Annotated in this window: 13 protein-coding genes; 10 read left to right on the top strand and 3 right to left on the bottom strand. The window is 66.4% G+C overall.

Translation table 11 applies throughout. From position 1 onward, the window contains the following. The first annotated feature begins 6 nt into the window (after nucleotides 1-6). From murC to lpxC, 6 genes are all read left to right on the top strand, one after another. Nucleotides 7-1,413, top strand: a complete 1,407-nt coding sequence (murC, locus tag GV001_RS18065; protein WP_218573223.1) for a UDP-N-acetylmuramate--L-alanine ligase — start codon at nucleotides 7-9, stop codon at nucleotides 1,411-1,413. Further along, nucleotides 1,410-2,351, top strand: coding sequence for a D-alanine--D-alanine ligase (locus GV001_RS18060; RefSeq protein ID WP_160082377.1), 942 nt, complete (start codon nucleotides 1,410-1,412; stop codon nucleotides 2,349-2,351). The genes murC and GV001_RS18060 overlap by 4 nt, the downstream gene beginning before the upstream one ends. 3 nt (nucleotides 2,352-2,354) lie before the next feature. Next, nucleotides 2,355-3,212 (top strand): cell division protein FtsQ/DivIB, encoded by an 858-nt coding sequence (locus tag GV001_RS18055; protein ID WP_160082375.1) that lies wholly within the window; start codon nucleotides 2,355-2,357, stop codon nucleotides 3,210-3,212. Between the two features lie 20 nt (nucleotides 3,213-3,232). Continuing rightward, a complete protein-coding gene (gene ftsA / locus GV001_RS18050; RefSeq protein WP_160082373.1) occupies nucleotides 3,233-4,480 on the top strand; it encodes a cell division protein FtsA in 1,248 nt (415 codons plus the stop codon). Nucleotides 4,481-4,535: 55 nt separating this feature from the next. Continuing rightward, nucleotides 4,536-5,732, top strand: a complete 1,197-nt coding sequence (gene ftsZ / locus GV001_RS18045; protein ID WP_160082371.1) for a cell division protein FtsZ — start codon at nucleotides 4,536-4,538, stop codon at nucleotides 5,730-5,732. A 112-nt stretch (nucleotides 5,733-5,844) separates the two neighbouring features. After that, nucleotides 5,845-6,756, top strand: coding sequence for a UDP-3-O-acyl-N-acetylglucosamine deacetylase (gene lpxC, locus GV001_RS18040; RefSeq protein ID WP_160082369.1), 912 nt, complete (start codon nucleotides 5,845-5,847; stop codon nucleotides 6,754-6,756). A gap of 61 nt (nucleotides 6,757-6,817) precedes the next feature. Here the strand turns inward: lpxC and GV001_RS18035 are convergent, their stop codons facing one another. Further along, nucleotides 6,818-7,273 carry a DUF721 domain-containing protein gene (locus GV001_RS18035; protein WP_160082367.1) on the bottom strand — a complete coding sequence of 152 codons (456 nt, stop codon included), beginning with the start codon at nucleotides 7,271-7,273 and terminating at the stop codon, nucleotides 6,818-6,820. Nucleotides 7,274-7,511: 238 nt separating this feature from the next. On the opposite strand from GV001_RS18035, the gene secA reads away from it, so the two are divergent. The 4 genes from secA (at nucleotide 7,512) to GV001_RS18015 (ending at nucleotide 13,243) form a co-directional block, all read left to right on the top strand. Next, complete coding sequence (gene secA, locus GV001_RS18030) at nucleotides 7,512-10,250, top strand: preprotein translocase subunit SecA (RefSeq protein WP_160082365.1); 2,739 nt, start codon at nucleotides 7,512-7,514, stop codon at nucleotides 10,248-10,250. Between the two features lie 120 nt (nucleotides 10,251-10,370). Continuing rightward, nucleotides 10,371-11,588, top strand: a complete 1,218-nt coding sequence (argJ, locus tag GV001_RS18025) for a bifunctional glutamate N-acetyltransferase/amino-acid acetyltransferase ArgJ (RefSeq protein WP_160082363.1) — start codon at nucleotides 10,371-10,373, stop codon at nucleotides 11,586-11,588. Between the two features lie 84 nt (nucleotides 11,589-11,672). Further along, nucleotides 11,673-12,305 (top strand): glutathione S-transferase family protein, encoded by a 633-nt coding sequence (locus tag GV001_RS18020; protein WP_160082361.1) that lies wholly within the window; start codon nucleotides 11,673-11,675, stop codon nucleotides 12,303-12,305. Beyond that, complete coding sequence (locus GV001_RS18015; protein WP_160082359.1) at nucleotides 12,302-13,243, top strand: Nudix family hydrolase; 942 nt, start codon at nucleotides 12,302-12,304, stop codon at nucleotides 13,241-13,243. The genes GV001_RS18020 and GV001_RS18015 overlap by 4 nt, the downstream gene beginning before the upstream one ends. 91 nt (nucleotides 13,244-13,334) lie before the next feature. Here GV001_RS18015 and GV001_RS18010 read toward each other — a convergent pair whose 3' ends face one another. Further along, nucleotides 13,335-13,910, bottom strand: coding sequence for a cob(I)yrinic acid a,c-diamide adenosyltransferase (locus GV001_RS18010; RefSeq protein ID WP_160082357.1), 576 nt, complete (start codon nucleotides 13,908-13,910; stop codon nucleotides 13,335-13,337). A gap of 1 nt (nucleotide 13,911) precedes the next feature. After that, nucleotides 13,912-15,933: an ATP-binding protein gene (locus GV001_RS18005; protein WP_160082355.1), complete on the bottom strand. Its 2,022-nt coding sequence runs from the start codon at nucleotides 15,931-15,933 to the stop codon at nucleotides 13,912-13,914. Nucleotides 15,934-15,962: the final 29 nt, after the last annotated feature.

The following is a 15,962-nucleotide window of genomic DNA, read 5'->3' as shown; positions in this document are numbered from 1 at the left end:
CGCCGCATGCGCCGCATCCGCCGCATCCACTTCGTCGGCATCGGCGGCGCCGGCATGTGTGGCATCGCCGAGGTGCTGCTCAACCTCGGTTACGAAGTGTCCGGCTCCGACCTCAAGGCCTCGGCCGTGACCGAGCGTCTGGAAAGCTTCGGCGCCATCATCTTCATCGGCCACCGCGCGGAGAACGCCGAGCAGGCCGACGTGCTGGTGGTGTCCAGCGCCATCAACACCAGCAACCCGGAAGTCGCCACCGCTCTGGAACGCCGCATTCCGGTGGTGCCGCGTGCCGAGATGCTGGCCGAGCTGATGCGCTACCGCCACGGCATCGCCGTCGCCGGTACCCACGGCAAGACCACCACCACCAGCCTGCTGGCCTCGGTGTTCGCCGCCGGCGGCCTGGACCCGACCTTCGTCATCGGCGGCCGTCTGAATGCCGCCGGCACCAACGCCCAGCTCGGCAGCAGCCGCTACCTGATCGCCGAGGCCGACGAGAGCGACGCCAGCTTCCTGCACCTGCAGCCGATGGTCTCGGTGGTCACCAATATCGACGCCGACCACATGAGCACCTACGGCGGCGACTTCAATGTGCTGAAGAAGACCTTCATCGAGTTCCTGCACAACCTGCCGTTCTACGGCCTGGCCGTGCTCTGCGTGGATGACCCTGTGGTGCGCGAGCTGCTGCCGCAGGTGGCGCGTCCGACCGTGACCTATGGCTTCGCCGAGGACGCCGACGTGCGTGCGATCAACGTGCGCCAGCAGGGCATGCAGACCCACTTCACCGTGCTGCGCACCGGCCGCGAGCCGCTGGACGTCTCGGTGAACATGCCGGGCAATCACAACGTGCTGAATTCCCTGGCGACCATCGCCATCGCCACCGACGAAGGCATCGACGATGCCGCCATCGTCGCCGGCCTGTCCGGCTTCCAGGGCGTCGGCCGGCGCTTCCAGGTCTACGGTGAGCTGCCGGTGGACGGCGGCAGCGTGATGCTGGTCGACGACTACGGCCACCACCCGCGCGAAGTCGCGGCGGTGATCAAGGCCGTGCGCGGTGGCTGGCCGGAGCGCCGCCTGGTGATGGTCTACCAGCCGCACCGCTACAGCCGCACCCGCGACCTGTACGACGACTTTGTGCAGGTTCTCGGCGACGCCAAGGTGCTGTTGCTGCTGGAAGTCTACCCGGCCGGCGAAGCGCCGATTCCCGGTGCCGACAGCCGCCACCTGTGCCACAGCATCCGCCAGCGCGGCCAGCTGGACCCGATCTATGTCGAGCGTGGCGCCGACCTGGCACCGATCATCAAGCCGTTGTTGCGTGCCGGCGACATCCTCCTGTGCCAGGGCGCCGGCGATATCGGCGGCGTGGCCCCGCATCTGATCAAACACCCGCTGTTCACGGCTGAAGGGGAGTCGAAATGAGTCTGCAGTCCACCCTCGATCCCAAGGCCTTCGGCCGCGTCGCCGTGCTGTTCGGCGGTAAGAGCGCCGAGCGCGAAGTTTCGTTGAAATCCGGCGCCGCCGTGCTGCAGGCCCTGCAGGCGGCCGGCGTGGATGCCTTCGGCATCGATGTCGGCGATGACCTGTTGCAGCGCCTGACCAGCGAGAAGATCGACCGCGCCTTCATCGTGCTGCATGGCCGTGGCGGCGAAGACGGCTCCATGCAGGGCCTGCTGGAGTGCGCCGGCATCCCCTACACCGGCAGCGGCATCCTCGCTTCCGCCCTGGCCATGGACAAGCTGCGCACCAAGCGCGTGTGGCTGAGCCTCGGCCTGCCGACGCCGAACCACGCGGTACTGGCTTCGGAAGCCGATTGCCGTGCGGCGGCCGCCGAGCTGGGCTTCCCGCTGATCGTCAAGCCGGCCCACGAAGGCTCCAGCATCGGCATGGCCAAGGTCGCCGATGTCGAGGCGCTGATCGCTGCCTGGCGCGATGCCAGCCAGTACGACTCGCAGGTGCTGGTGGAGCAGTGGATCGCCGGCCCGGAATTCACCATCGCCATGCTGCGCGGCCAGGTGCTGCCGCCGATCGGCCTGGGTACCCCGCATACCTTCTACGACTACGACGCCAAGTACCTGGCCAATGACACCCAGTACCGCATTCCCTGTGGCCTCTCGGCCGAGAAAGAGGCGGAACTGAAGGATCTCACCGCGCGTGCCTGCGAGGCGGTGGGCACCCAGGGCTGGGCGCGTGCCGACGTGATGCAGGACGCCGCCGGCAAGTTCTGGCTGCTGGAGGTCAACACCGTGCCGGGCATGACCGACCACAGCCTGGTGCCGATGGCCGCCCGCGCCGCCGGTCTGGATTTCCAACAGCTGGTGCTGGCGATTCTCGCCGACAGCGTCGAGGCCAGGGGTTAACTCATGGGCGTCACTCTCCGCCACCCGCAACCCATCGGCCGCGCTCCCCTGCGCGCGCCGACGGCTGCGCGCGGCGCGAGCCGGATGGTGGCCAAGGAGCCGCTGTCCGCGCGCCTGCCGAAGCCGGACTTCAGCGGCCTGAAACGCCTGCTGTGGCCGCTGCTGCTGGTCGGCCTGGGTTTCGCCACCTACGAGCTGGCCCAGCGCCTGATCCCCTATGCCGATCGACCGATCGCGCGGGTCAGCGTGCAGGGCGAACTCAGCTACATCAGCCAGCAGGCGGTGCAGGAGCGTATCGCGCCGTTCATCGCGGCGAGCTTCTTCACCGTCGACATGGCCGGCATGCGTACCGAGCTGGAGCGCATGCCGTGGATCGCCCACGCCGAAGTGCGCCGGGTATGGCCGGACCAGGTGTCGATCCGTCTGGAGGAGCAACTGCCGGTGGCCCGTTGGGGCAGCGAGGCGCTGCTGAACAACCAGGGCCAGGCCTTCGCCCCGCGCGAGCTGACCCACTACGAGAACCTGCCGTTGCTGTCCGGGCCGCAACGCGCCCAGCAGCAGGTGATGCAGCAGTACCAGGTGCTCAGCCAGATGCTGCGCCCGCTGGGTTTCTCCATCGTCAGCCTGGAGCTGCGCGAGCATGGCAGCTGGTTCATCAGCACCGGCCAGGGTGTGGAGATCCTTCTGGGGCGCGACCACCTGGTAGAGAAAATACGTCGCTTCAGCACCATCTACGACAAGGTGCTGAAAGAGCAGATCGCGAATATCGCGCGCATCGACCTGCGTTACGCCAACGGCCTGGCCGTGGCCTGGCGCACGCCGGTGGCGCCAACGGCGGCTGAACCCGCCGCCGTGCAGTGAATCGAGGAGAAAGTAGAACCATGGCAAGCGTGCAGAGCGGCAAGATGATCGTCGGCCTGGATATCGGCACCTCCAAGGTGGTGGCGCTGGTGGGCGAGGTGACCGCGGATGGCCAGCTGGAAATCGTCGGCATCGGCACCCACCCGTCGCGCGGCCTGAAGAAGGGCGTGGTGGTCAACATCGAGTCCACCGTGCAGTCGATCCAGCGCGCGGTGGAGGAGGCCCAGCTGATGGCCGGCTGCCGCATCCACTCGGCCTTCGTCGGCGTGGCCGGCAACCATATCCGCAGCCTCAACAGCCACGGCATCGTCGCCATCCGCGACCGCGAAGTCAGCCCGGCCGACCTCGAGCGCGTACTCGACGCCGCCCAGGCCGTGGCCATTCCGGCCGACCAGCGGGTGCTGCACACCCTGCCGCAGGATTACGTGATCGATAACCAGGAAGGCGTGCGCGAGCCGCTGGGCATGTCCGGCGTGCGCCTGGAAGCCAAGGTGCATGTGGTCACCTGCGCGGTGAACGCGGCACAGAACGTCGAGAAGTGCGTGCGCCGCTGCGGCCTGGAAGTCGACGACATCATTCTCGAACAGCTGGCCTCCGCCTATGCGGTGCTGACCGACGACGAGAAGGAACTGGGCGTGTGCCTGGTCGACATCGGCGGTGGCACCACCGACATCGCCATCTTCACCGAAGGTGCGATACGTCACACGGCGGTGATTCCGATCGCCGGCGACCAGGTTACCAATGATATTGCAATGGCATTACGCACCCCCACCCAGTATGCCGAGGAGATCAAGATTCGGTATGCTTGCGCCCTAGCCAAACTGGCCGGTGCCGGGGAAACCATCAAGGTTCCCAGCGTGGGTGACCGGCCACCGCGGGAACTGTCCCGCCAGGCTCTGGCCGAGGTTGTCGAGCCCCGTTACGACGAGCTTTTCACCCTGATTCAGGCCGAGCTGCGGCGCAGTGGCTATGAGGACATGATCCCTGCCGGGATCGTCCTCACCGGTGGCACCGCCAAGATGGAAGGTGCCGTCGAACTGGCCGAAGAGATCTTTCACATGCCGGTGCGTCTGGGCGTACCACACAGCGTCAAGGGACTGGCCGACGTCGTGCGTAATCCTATCTATTCGACAGGCGTGGGCCTGCTCATGTACGGCCTGCAGAAGCAGGCCGACGGCATCTCCATGTCTGGCAGCAGCTTGTATAGCGACGAACCCAAGGCACCTGTACTGGAACGGCTGAAACGCTGGGTCCAGGGCAATTTCTGAAAGCAACACCGCGGTTAGCTGTAGGCGATACAACTAGAAAATAAGGAGAGGGGAAATGTTCGAACTCGTAGATAACGTTCCGCAAAGCGCAGTTATCAAGGTGATCGGCGTCGGTGGCGGCGGTGGCAATGCCGTCAACCACATGGTCAAGAACAACATCGAAGGCGTCGAGTTCATCTGCGCCAACACCGATGCGCAGGCGCTGAAGAATGTCGGCGCGCGCACCGTACTGCAGCTCGGCCCTGGTGTGACCAAGGGCCTGGGCGCCGGCACCAACCCGGAAATCGGCCGTCAGGCCGCCCTGGAAGACCGCGAGCGCATCGCCGAAGTGCTGAATGGCGCCGACATGGTCTTCATCACCACCGGCATGGGTGGCGGTACCGGTACCGGTGCGGCGCCGATCATCGCCGAAGTGGCGAAGGAGATGGGCATCCTCACCGTGGCGGTGGTGACCCGTCCGTTCCCGTTCGAGGGGCGCAAGCGCATGCAGGTCGCCGACGAGGGCATCCGTGCCCTGTCCGAGTGCGTCGACTCGCTGATCACCATCCCCAACGAGAAACTGCTGACCATCCTCGGCAAGGATGCCAGCCTGCTGTCCGCCTTCGCCAAGGCCGACGACGTGCTGGCCGGTGCCGTGCGCGGTATCTCCGACATCATGCAGCGTCCGGGCCTGATGAACGTCGACTTCGCCGACGTGAAGACCGTGATGGGTGAAATGGGCATGGCGATGATGGGCACCGGCTGCGCCAGCGGTCCGAACCGTGCTCGTGAAGCCACCGAGGCGGCGATCCGCAACCCGCTGCTGGAAGACGTCAACCTGCAGGGCGCCCGCGGCATCCTGGTCAACATCACCGCCGGTCTGGATCTGTCCCTCGGCGAGTACGCCGCGGTCGGCGAGATCATCGAGGCTTTCGCCTCCGAGCACGCCACCGTCAAGGTCGGCGCGGTGATCGATGCCGATATGCGCGACGAACTGCACGTCACCGTGGTCGCCACCGGCCTGGGTGCGCGCATCGAGAAGCCGGTCAAGGTGGTCGACAACACCATCGTCGCCGCTTCCGTTGCACCGGCGGCCGTGATCGGTGCCGCGCCGCGTGCTGCCGAGCCGCAGGCCGTCAACTACAAGGACTACGAGCGCCCCACCGTGCAGCGTCAAAGCCATGCCGGTGCTGCCGCCGCAGCCAAGCTGAACACGCAGGACGACCTGGATTATCTGGATATCCCGGCCTTCCTGCGCCGCCAAGCTGATTGATGGAATTTATCAGGAGTATGAAGGTGATTGGTGTTCAGCAAAGGCCGGTTCTGCTATCATCGCCGGCCATTGTTGACAACAGTTCGCAACTAGCGCACAAGCAGCCAAAGCCATGATCAGACAACGCACCCTGAAAAACATCATCCGTGCCACCGGCGTTGGCCTGCATTCGGGGGAAAAGGTATACCTGACCCTCAAGCCGGCTCCGGTGGATAGCGGAATCGTGTTTCGTCGCACCGACCTCGACCCCGTCGTGGAAATCCCCGCCCGCGCGGAAAATGTCGGTGAGACCACCATGTCGACCACTCTGGTCAATGGTGACGTCAAGGTGGATACCGTGGAGCACTTGCTTTCGGCCATGGCAGGCCTGGGCATCGATAACGCCTACGTCGAGCTCTCGGCATCCGAAGTGCCGATCATGGACGGCAGCGCCGGTCCCTTTGTATTCCTGATTCAGTCCGCCGGCCTGGAAGAACAGGACGCCCCGAAGAAGTTCATCCGCGTGCTGCGTGAAGTGACAGTGGAGGAGGGCGACAAGCGCGCCACCTTCCTGCCTTTCGACGGCTTCAAGGTGAGCTTCGAGATCGACTTCGATCACCCGGTGTTCCGTGGTCGCACCCAGACCGCCAGCGTCGACTTCTCCAGCACCTCCTTCGTCAAGGAAGTCAGCCGCGCGCGTACCTTCGGCTTCATGCGCGACATCGAGTTCCTGCGTGCGCAAAACCTGGCACTCGGCGGCAGCGTGGACAACGCCATCGTGGTCGATGAATTCCGCGTGCTCAACGAAGACGGCCTCCGTTACGAGGACGAGTTCGTCAAGCACAAGATCCTCGACGCCATCGGCGACCTCTACCTGCTGGGCAACAGCCTGATCGGCGAGTTCAAGGGCTTCAAGTCCGGGCACGCGCTGAACAACCGTCTGTTGCGTACCCTGATCGAGCAGAAAGACGCTTGGGAAGTGGTGATCTTCGACGACGCCAGCAACGCCCCGATCTCCTACATGCGACCGGTTGCAGCCGGTTAAGCAGCAACACCCTCTTTCTAGTTTGATTTAGGCCACCTCTAGGTGGCCTATTTTTTGTCCGCTATTCGCGTGGCTTGGCGTGGCTGGCCAGGCGCTCGAGGGCGGCGCGCAACCTGGGGTCGCTGATGCCTTCGGCGGCGCTGTTGAGGCTGTCGGCGGCGGCGCTGGAAAGCTCCGCCTTGCGCCCGACATGGTCGACCTGGCCGGTCGGCGGGCGCACCTTGATCTGGATCTTCAGCAGCCCGGCGAACTCCGGCAGCGTCTGCAGCTGGCGCTGCAGGCGACGCTGCTGATAGTGCAGGCGGGTGGCCCAGTGGCCGTTGCTGGTGAGCAGCAGCAGGCAACCCTCGCGCCAGCTGGCAACCCGGCAGTGTTCGCGGGCTGCAGGCTCCAGCTGGCTGTCGACCAGCTCCTGCAGGCGTGCCAGGCGCTGGGCCTGGGCGAACAGGGTCTGCAAGGGCTTGCTCTCGCGCAGCAGAACGGCGGGTGCCTTGCCGGGCAGCGGGCGGAAGGTCATGGGCGGGGCATCGGTGCGGTCATGGCCGCATGTTAGCAAACCAGGCCTTGCAGTGGACGGCGGGCGCCCCCATATGGAAAGGATTCGCGGTTGCGGACTGTGCTCCGGTCGAGGGCATGATGCGCTTTCCTCGTCGACGTTTCCGAGTAGAATGCCCCCTTTCGCACGCAGCCGAAACGGCTGCAGGGCTGGCGTTCTGCGTCGCCCATCATCCCTATTAGTGGAAGAATCTGCCGATATGTTTGCGCCGCTGTTGAAGAAACTCTTTGGAAGCAAGAACGAGCGTGAAGTCAAACGCATGCTCAAGGCGGTGACGGCAATCAATGCCCTCGAAGAGCAGATGCTGGCGCTCTCCGACGAGCAGCTGAGGGCCAAGACCGAGGAGTTCAAGGCGCGCCTGGCCAAGGGCGATACCCTCGACCAGATTCTTCCCGAAGCCTTCGCCGTGGCCCGCGAGGCCGGCAAGCGCGTGATGGGCATGCGTCACTTCGACGTGCAGCTGATCGGCGGCATGACCCTGCACGAGGGCAAGATTGCCGAGATGCGCACCGGCGAGGGCAAGACCCTGGTCGGTACCCTGGCGGTGTACCTGAACGCCCTGGAAGGCCGCGGCGTGCACGTGATCACGGTCAACGATTACCTGGCTCGCCGCGACGCCAACTGGATGCGCCCGCTGTACGAATTCCTCGGCCTCAGCGTCGGCATCGTCACCCCGTTCATGCCGCCGGAGGAGAAGCGCGCCGCCTATGCTGCCGATATCACCTACGGCACCAACAACGAATTCGGCTTCGACTACCTGCGCGACAACATGGCCTTCAGCCTGGACGAGAAGTTCCAGCGCGAGCTGAACTTCGCCGTGATCGACGAAGTGGACTCGATCCTCATCGACGAAGCGCGCACCCCGCTGATCATCTCCGGCCAGGCCGAAGACAGCTCCAAGCTGTACATGGAAATCAACAAGCTGATCCCGCGCCTCACCCAGCACATCGAGGAAGAAGAGGGCGTGGTCACCCAGGAAGGCCATTACAAGATCGATGAGAAGAGCCGTCAGGTCGAACTCAACGAAGCCGGCCACCAGTTCATCGAGGAACTGCTCACCGCGGCCGGCCTGCTGGCCGAGGGCGAGAGCCTGTACTCGGCGCACAACCTGGGCCTGCTGACCCATGTCTATGCCGGCCTGCGCGCGCACAAGCTGTTCCACCGCAACGTCGAGTACATCGTGCAAGACGGCCAGGTGCTGCTGATCGACGAGCATACCGGGCGTACCATGCCGGGCCGCCGCCTGTCCGAGGGCCTGCACCAGGCCATCGAAGCCAAGGAAGGCCTGAATATCCAGGCCGAGAGCCAGACCCTGGCCTCGACCACCTTCCAGAACTACTTCCGCCTGTACAAGAAGCTGGCCGGCATGACCGGTACTGCCGACACCGAGGCCTTCGAGTTCCGCCAGATCTACGGCCTGGACGTGGTGGTGATCCCGACCAACAAGCCGCTGGCGCGCAAGGACTACAACGACCTGGTCTACCTGACCCAGGAAGAGAAGTACGCGGCGATCATCGCCGATATCAAGGAAATCCAGGCCCAGGGCCGGCCGATCCTGGTCGGTACCGCCTCGATCGAAACCTCCGAATACCTGTCGAGCCTGCTGAACAAGGCCGGCATGGAACACAAGGTGCTCAACGCCAAGTACCACGAGAAGGAAGCCGAGATCATCGCTCAGGCCGGTCGCCCGGGCGCGGTGACCATCGCCACCAACATGGCCGGTCGCGGTACCGACATCCTCCTCGGCGGCAACTGGGAAGTGGAAGTCGCCAGCCTGGAAAACCCGACGGCCGAGCAGATCGCACAGATCAAGGCCGAGTGGCAGAAGCGCCACCAGCAGGTGATCGAGGCCGGCGGTCTGTGCGTGATCGCTTCCGAGCGCCACGAATCGCGACGCATCGACAACCAGCTGCGCGGTCGCGCCGGTCGCCAGGGCGACCCGGGCTCCAGCCGCTTCTACCTGTCGCTGGAAGACAGCCTGATGCGCATCTTCGCCTCCGACCGGGTGAAGAACTTCATGAAGGCCCTGGGCATGCAGGCCGGCGAGGCCATCGAGCACAGCATGGTGACCAACGCCATCGAGAAGGCCCAGCGCAAGGTCGAGGGTCGCAACTTCGACATGCGCAAGCAGCTGCTCGAGTACGACGACGTGGCCAACGAGCAGCGCAAGGTGATCTACCACATGCGCAACAGCCTGCTGGCCGCCGACAACATCGGCGAGACCATCGCCGAGTTCCGCGAGGAAGTGCTGACCGCCGCCATCAACAACCATATCCCGCCGCAGTCGCTGCCCGAACAGTGGGATATCGCCGGCCTGGAAGCGACGCTGTTCAGCGATTTCGGCCTGCGCCTGCCGATCCAGCAGTGGCTCGACGAAGACGACCACCTGTACGAGGAAACCCTGCGCGCGCGCATCCTCCAGGAGCTGCTGGCCGCCTACAACGAGAAGGAAGAGCTGGCCGGCGCGGTGGCCCTGCGCACCTTCGAGAAGCAGATGCTGCTGCGCGTGCTCGACGACCTGTGGAAAGACCACCTGGCGACCATGGATCACCTGCGTCACGGCATCCACCTGCGCGGCTATGCGCAGAAGAACCCCAAGCAGGAATACAAGCGCGAGTCCTTCACCCTGTTCCAGGAACTGCTCGACTCGATCAAGCGCGACACCATCCGCGTGCTGTCGCACGTGCAGATCCGCCGCGAAGACCCGGCCGAGGAAGAGGCGCGCCTGCGCCGCGAAGCTGAAGCCATGGCCCAGCGCATGCAGTTCCAGCATGCCGATGCCTCGGCAATGGCCCTCGCGGAGCCCGAGGCGGCAGACGCCGGCGAGGTGGCCCAGGCCGCCGCACCGGTGCGCAGCGAGGTGAAAACCGGGCGCAACGAACCGTGCCCGTGCGGTTCCGGGAAGAAGTACAAGCATTGCCACGGTCAGATCGCCTGATCCGGCAGATGTCAGCTATATAAACAACGCCGCGACCGGCTCTGCCGCTCGCGGCGTTTTGCCACTGCCTGCCGGGCCTCGCCCGGCCTATGAACAGACTGCTTATTGAGGAGCGCATCCATGGCTGTTGGTCTTGGTCCCCTGCCGGTCCTGCACCCGGTTCCCGGTTTTGAACTCGGCATCGCCTCTGCCGGCATCAAGCGCCCAGGGCGCAAGGATGTGGTGGTGATGCGCTGCGCCGAAGGCTCGCGCGTGGCGGCCGTGACCACTACCAACGCCTTCTGCGCCGCGCCGGTGATCGTCACCCGCGAGCGTGTGCAGGGCGAGGTACGTTACCTGCTGACCAACACCGGCAATGCCAATGCCGGCACCGGCCCGGAAGGCCTGGCCAATGCCAAGCGCACCTGCGCCGCGCTGGCCGCGCTGACCGGCGTGGCCGCCGAGGCGGTGCTGCCGTTCTCCACCGGGGTGATCGGCGAGCCGTTGCCGGTGGAGAAGATCGAGGGCGCCCTGCAGGCGGCCCTCGACGACCTGTCGGAAAACCACTGGGCCGAAGCCGCCACCGGCATCATGACCACCGACACCATGCCCAAGGGCGCCAGCCGCCAGTTCCAGCATGACGGCGTGACCGTCACCGTGACCGGCATCAGCAAGGGCGCCGGGATGATCCGGCCGAACATGGCGACCATGCTCGGCTACATCGCCACCGACGCCAAGGTCGCGCGCAGCGTGCTGCAGGATCTGGTGCGCGACGCGGCGAACAAGTCGTTCAACCGCATCACCATCGACGGCGATACCTCGACCAACGACTGCTGCCTGCTGATCGCCACCGGTCAGGCGGCGCTGGCGGAAATCACCGAGGCCGCCGGCGAACTGTTCGCCAAGCTCAAGCAGGCGGTGTTCGAGGTGTTCATGGAAGTCGCCCAGGCCATCGTCCGCGACGGCGAAGGCGCGACCAAGTTCGTCACCGTGCAGGTCAACGGCGGCGGTACCCACCAGGAGTGCCTGGACGTCGCTTACGCGGTGGCCCACTCGCCGCTGATCAAGACCGCGCTGTTCGCCTCCGACCCGAACTGGGGGCGCATCCTCGCCGCCGTCGGCTATGCCGGCGTGCCGCAGCTGGACGTGAGCAAGATCGACGTGTTCCTCGGTGAAGTGTGCATCGCCAGCAAGGGCGGCCGTGCCGCCAGCTACACCGAGGAGCAGGGCGCCGCGGTGATGGCCCGGGAGGAAATCACCATCCGCATCGAGCTGGGCCGCGGCACCTGCAGCGAGACCATCTGGACCACCGACCTGTCCCACGAGTACGTCAAGATCAACGCCGAATACCGCAGCTGAGCCGGCGGCGTTGCATTCGAGTTGACACAGGGGGCGCCGCGGCGTCCCCTGTGCATTCCGCCCACCCTTGTCAGGAGAACCGACATGGCCCTGCAACTGGTCATTGGTGACAAGAACTTCTCGTCCTGGTCGCTGCGCGCGGCGCTGGCCCTGGAACTGACCGGCGAGCCCTACGACGAGCTGACCGTGCGCCTCTATCAGGCCGACAGCCGCCAGCAGATCCTCGCCCACTCGCCGACCGGCAAGGTGCCGCTGCTGAAGACCGAGGAAGGGCCGATCTGGGATTCCCTGGCGATCGCCGAATACCTCGCCGAGCGCTTTGCCGAGTCCCACCTGTGGCCGCGCGGGCAATATGCGCGGGCGGTGGCGCGCGCGGTGTGCGCCGAGATGCACAGCGGTTTCCTCGGCCTGCGCAGCCACCTGTCGATGGACATGCGCCGCGACCAGGCCCTGGAGTCGATCCCGGCCGAGGCGCAGGGCGACATCGCGCGGATCTGCCAGCTGTGGGCCGACTGCCGCGCCCAGTTCGGCCAGGACGGGCCGTTCCTGTTCGGCCATGCAAGCATCGCCGATGCCTTCTTCGCGCCGGTGGCCAGCCGCCTGCGCAGCTATCGCGTGGCCCTGCCGGACGTGGCGGCGGCCTATGTCGAGACCATCTACCACTGGCCGGCCTTCCAGCGCTGGTACCAGGCGGCGTTGCAGGAGAGCCCGGCGTGAAGCGTGTGCATGTGGCCGCGGCGGTGATCCGCGGCGCCGATCGGCAGATCCTCCTCGCCAGGCGCGCGGCGCAGCAGCACCAGGGCGGCCTGTGGGAGTTTCCCGGGGGCAAGGTCGAGGCCGGCGAGGCGGTGCGCGATGCGCTGGCGCGCGAACTGGCCGAGGAGCTGGGAATCGAGGTGCGCCAGGCGCGGCCGCTGATCCAGGTGCGTCACGACTACCCGGACAAGCAGGTGCTGCTGGATGTCTGGGAAGTTTCCGCGTTCGGCGGCGAGCCGCACGGCGCCGAGGGCCAGCCGCTGGCCTGGGTCAGCCCGCGGCAGCTGGGCGACTACCAGTTCCCGGCGGCCAACCAGCCGATCGTGACGGCGGCGCAGCTGCCCGATCGTTACCTGATCACCCCGCAAGGGCTGGAACCCGGCGAGCTGCTGAGCGGCGTGCGCCAGGCCCTGGTCGATGGCGTGCGCCTGGTGCAGTTGCGCGCGCCGAATATGTTCGATGCGCAGTACCGCGATCTGGCGGTGGATATCCAGGGTCTGTGTGCCGGCAAGGCCCAGCTGATGCTCAAGGGGCCGCTGGAGTGGCTGGGTGACTTTCCGGCGGCCGGCTGGCACCTGACCGCCGCGCAGCTGCGCCAGTATGCGGCCAAGGGCCGGCCGTTCCCGGCCTCGCGCTGGCTGGCCGCGTCCTGCCACGGGGCCGAGGAGCTGGCGCTGGCGGCGCAGATGGGCGTGGACTTCGTCACCCTGTCGCCGCTGCAGCCGACCCAGACCCATCCAGACGCCGCACCGCTGGGTTGGGACAAAGCCGCCGAGCTGCTGCGCGGCAGCAATATCCCGGCCTACCTGCTCGGCGGCGTCGGCCCCGAGCACCTGGAGCAGGCCTGGCAGGCCGGTGCCCAGGGCGTCGCCGGCATCCGTGCGTTCTGGCCGGCGTAGGTTGGGTTGAGGCGCGCAGCGCCGAAGCCCAACGGGCGGCACTGAGGATTTCTTCGAGGTGTCAGTTGGGCTTCGCTGCGCTCAACCCAACCTAGGGTTTCTCCGCCGCTTGCCACAGCACCTCGTTGATGTGCTGGCGGCGGGCGATCAGGCGGGCGGCGACGAACAGCAGGTCGGACAGGCGGTTGACGTAGGCCATGCCGACGGCCCGCAGCGGCTCCACCGCATTCAGGTGCTGGCAGCGCCGTTCGGCATTGCGCGCCAGGCTGCGGCAGACGTGGGCCTGGGCGACCAGGCGGGAGCCGCCGGGCAGGATGAAGTTCTGCAATGGGCCGACTTCTTCGTTCCAGCGGTCGATGGCCGCTTCCAGGCGTTCCACTTCGCCTTCCTGCAGGGCCTGGTAGTCGGGCATCGCCAGTTCGCCGCCGAGGTCGAACAGGCGGTGCTGGCAGGGCGCCAGGACTGCGATGACCTCACTCAGGCCCGGCCACATGCCTTGCTGTTCGGCCAGCTCGGCCAGCAGCAGGCCGAGCTGGCTGTTCAGCGTATCCAGCTCGCCCATGGCTTCCACGCGGGGGTGGTCCTTGGCCACGCGGCGGCCGTCGGCCAGGCCGGTTTCGCCCCGGTCGCCGGTTTTCGTATAGATCTTGCTCAGGCGATAGCCCATCTCAGGTGCTCGTGCTGTCGGTGGTGGAGGTCAGGGGCAGGCGCAGGGTGAAACAGGTGCCCTGGCCCGGCAGGGAGTTAACCTCCATCTGCCCCTTGTGGTTGTTGGTGATGATGAAATAGGACACGGACAGGCCGAGGCCGGTGCCCTGGCCGACTTCCTTGGTGGTGAAGAAGGGCTCGAAGATGCGCTTGCGCACGTGTTCGGGCATGCCGATGCCGTTGTCTTCCACCTGGATCTCCGCCCACGGCGGGTTGAGGCGGGTGCGCAGGATGATGCGCCCCGGCTCGTCCTCGTCGTCGCGCTGATGGATGGCCTGGGCGGCGTTCTTCAGCAGGTTGAGCAGCACCTGTTCCAGCTCGTTGGCGGTGGCCGGCACCGGGCCCAGCTGGTCGTCGAATTCGCGCTGGATGAGCAGGGTCTTGAAGTCGAAGCTGTCGGCCAGGTCGAAGTCGTTGCCGGCGATTTCCAGGGCCTGGTCGATCAGCGCTGGGAGCTGGCAGGGCGCCATCTGCCGGTTGCTGCGTCGGCTGAAGCTGAGCATGTGGCTGACGATCTTCGCCGCCCGCGAGCCGGCCTGCTGGATGCCGTCGAGCAGCTGCGGGATCTCGCGGGCCTCCAGGTAGGCGCTGACATCCTCGAGGGCGATGCCGACCTCGACCGCCTGCTCCTGGTTCTTCGCCAGCTCCGGCGACAGCCGCCGGCGGATGTTCTGCACGTTGTGCAGGATGGCGCCCAGCGGGTTGTTGATCTCGTGGGCCATGCCGGCGGCCAGGCCGCCGACCGAGAGCATCTTCTCCGACTGCACCATCATGTCTTCCAGGGACAGGCGCTGGGTGATGTCGTCGATGCGAATCACCACGCCACGGCCACTGCCGCCCATCAGCGGGTAGAAGGTCAGCTCGTAGTGGTGCGGTTCCTCGTTGCGGCTCCAGGTGACCCGTTCGATCTTCTCCACCCGGTGCTGTTCGGCGGTGCGCCTGAGTTGCGGCAGGAAGGGCTTGAGCGGCGGGAAGGCGAGGAACACCGGCTGGTTCAGCGCCTCGTCCAGGCGCGTGCCGGAAAGCGCGCTGGCCTCCTGGTTCCACTGGGTGACGTAGAGCTGCTCGTCGAGGGCGATCAGGGCCGAGGGCATGGAGTCGATGATGCTGTTGAGGTACTTCTGGAAGCCGGTGAGCTTCTTCTCGATCTTGCTGCGCACCTGCACTTCCAGCTCCAGCTTGCGGTTGGAGTGGCGGGTTTCCTCGGCCAGGGTCTGCGCCTGGTCGAAGGCGGCCTGGGCGTCGTCGCGGGCGCGCTTGAGCTGCTGTTCGCGCGCCTCCATGCGGCTGAGCATGGTGTTGAAGGCGTCGGCCAGGCTGCCGATCTCGTCCTGGTTGCCGCGGGCGACGCGCAGGGCGTAGTTCTCTTCGCGGGTGACCTGGCGGGTGAGCTCTTCCAGATGGCGGATCGGCCGGGTGATCAGGCGCCTGATCTGCCGGGCGATCAGGGTCCAGAGCAGGATGCTGAACGCCAGGATCACCCCGCTGGCGGTCAGGGTGCCGGTGTAGAACGCCCCGGGCAGCTCGCCGGAGGCCACCAGCAGCAGGTGCCCGGGCAGCTTGCCCGGTTGCGGCAGCTCGATCAGCTGGGTGGCGCGCAGCTCGCCCTGGCGCCAGCTCTCCAGCTCTTCGCCGTGCGCCGGCAGCTGCAGCGAGTCGCCCAGTTGCAGCTCGGCGAGGCGCAGGCCGTGGCTGTCGTAGAGCGCGGCGGCGCGCAGCGGGCTGTAGCTGTCGAGGTTGTGCAGCAGGGCGGCGGCGGCGGCCGGCGAGGCCAGGGCCTTCTGGCTGACTTCCGGGGTGGCGATCAGCCGGCCGAGGGTGTGCAGGGCCTGCGGCGCCACGCTTTCCTGGGAGATCCAGTAGGCGGCGCTGATAAAGGCCAGGTTGGCCACCAGCAGCACGGTGGCCAGCAGGGCCAGCAGGGCGGCGAGCAGTTTGCGGCCGACCGGCAGGTTATCGAGGCGCTGGCGCAGACGGGTCAAGGGCGCAGGTTTCCGCGGAGTGAGGAAGG

It is taken from the genome of Pseudomonas sp. 8AS (assembly GCF_902506505.1).
Classification (GTDB): Bacteria; Pseudomonadota; Gammaproteobacteria; order Pseudomonadales; family Pseudomonadaceae; genus Aquipseudomonas.
The sequence above is the reverse complement of the archived record's forward strand: the minus strand, read 5'-3'. Positions and strand labels throughout refer to the sequence as shown.

Bases quoted from the DNA above. Each gene is read 5' to 3' on its own strand.
- murC (WP_218573223.1), top strand. From the start codon at position 7: ATGCGCCGCATCCGCCGCATCCACTTCGTCGGCATCGGCGGCGCCGGC.
- GV001_RS18060 (WP_160082377.1), top strand. From the start codon at position 1,410: ATGAGTCTGCAGTCCACCCTCGATCCCAAGGCCTTCGGCCGCGTCGCC.
- GV001_RS18055 (WP_160082375.1), top strand. From the start codon at position 2,355: ATGGGCGTCACTCTCCGCCACCCGCAACCCATCGGCCGCGCTCCCCTG.
- ftsA (WP_160082373.1), top strand. From the start codon at position 3,233: ATGGCAAGCGTGCAGAGCGGCAAGATGATCGTCGGCCTGGATATCGGC.
- ftsZ (WP_160082371.1), top strand. From the start codon at position 4,536: ATGTTCGAACTCGTAGATAACGTTCCGCAAAGCGCAGTTATCAAGGTG.
- lpxC (WP_160082369.1), top strand. From the start codon at position 5,845: ATGATCAGACAACGCACCCTGAAAAACATCATCCGTGCCACCGGCGTT.
- GV001_RS18035 (WP_160082367.1), bottom strand. From the start codon at position 7,273: ATGACCTTCCGCCCGCTGCCCGGCAAGGCACCCGCCGTTCTGCTGCGC.
- secA (WP_160082365.1), top strand. From the start codon at position 7,512: ATGTTTGCGCCGCTGTTGAAGAAACTCTTTGGAAGCAAGAACGAGCGT.
- argJ (WP_160082363.1), top strand. From the start codon at position 10,371: ATGGCTGTTGGTCTTGGTCCCCTGCCGGTCCTGCACCCGGTTCCCGGT.
- GV001_RS18020 (WP_160082361.1), top strand. From the start codon at position 11,673: ATGGCCCTGCAACTGGTCATTGGTGACAAGAACTTCTCGTCCTGGTCG.
- GV001_RS18010 (WP_160082357.1), bottom strand. From the start codon at position 13,910: ATGGGCTATCGCCTGAGCAAGATCTATACGAAAACCGGCGACCGGGGC.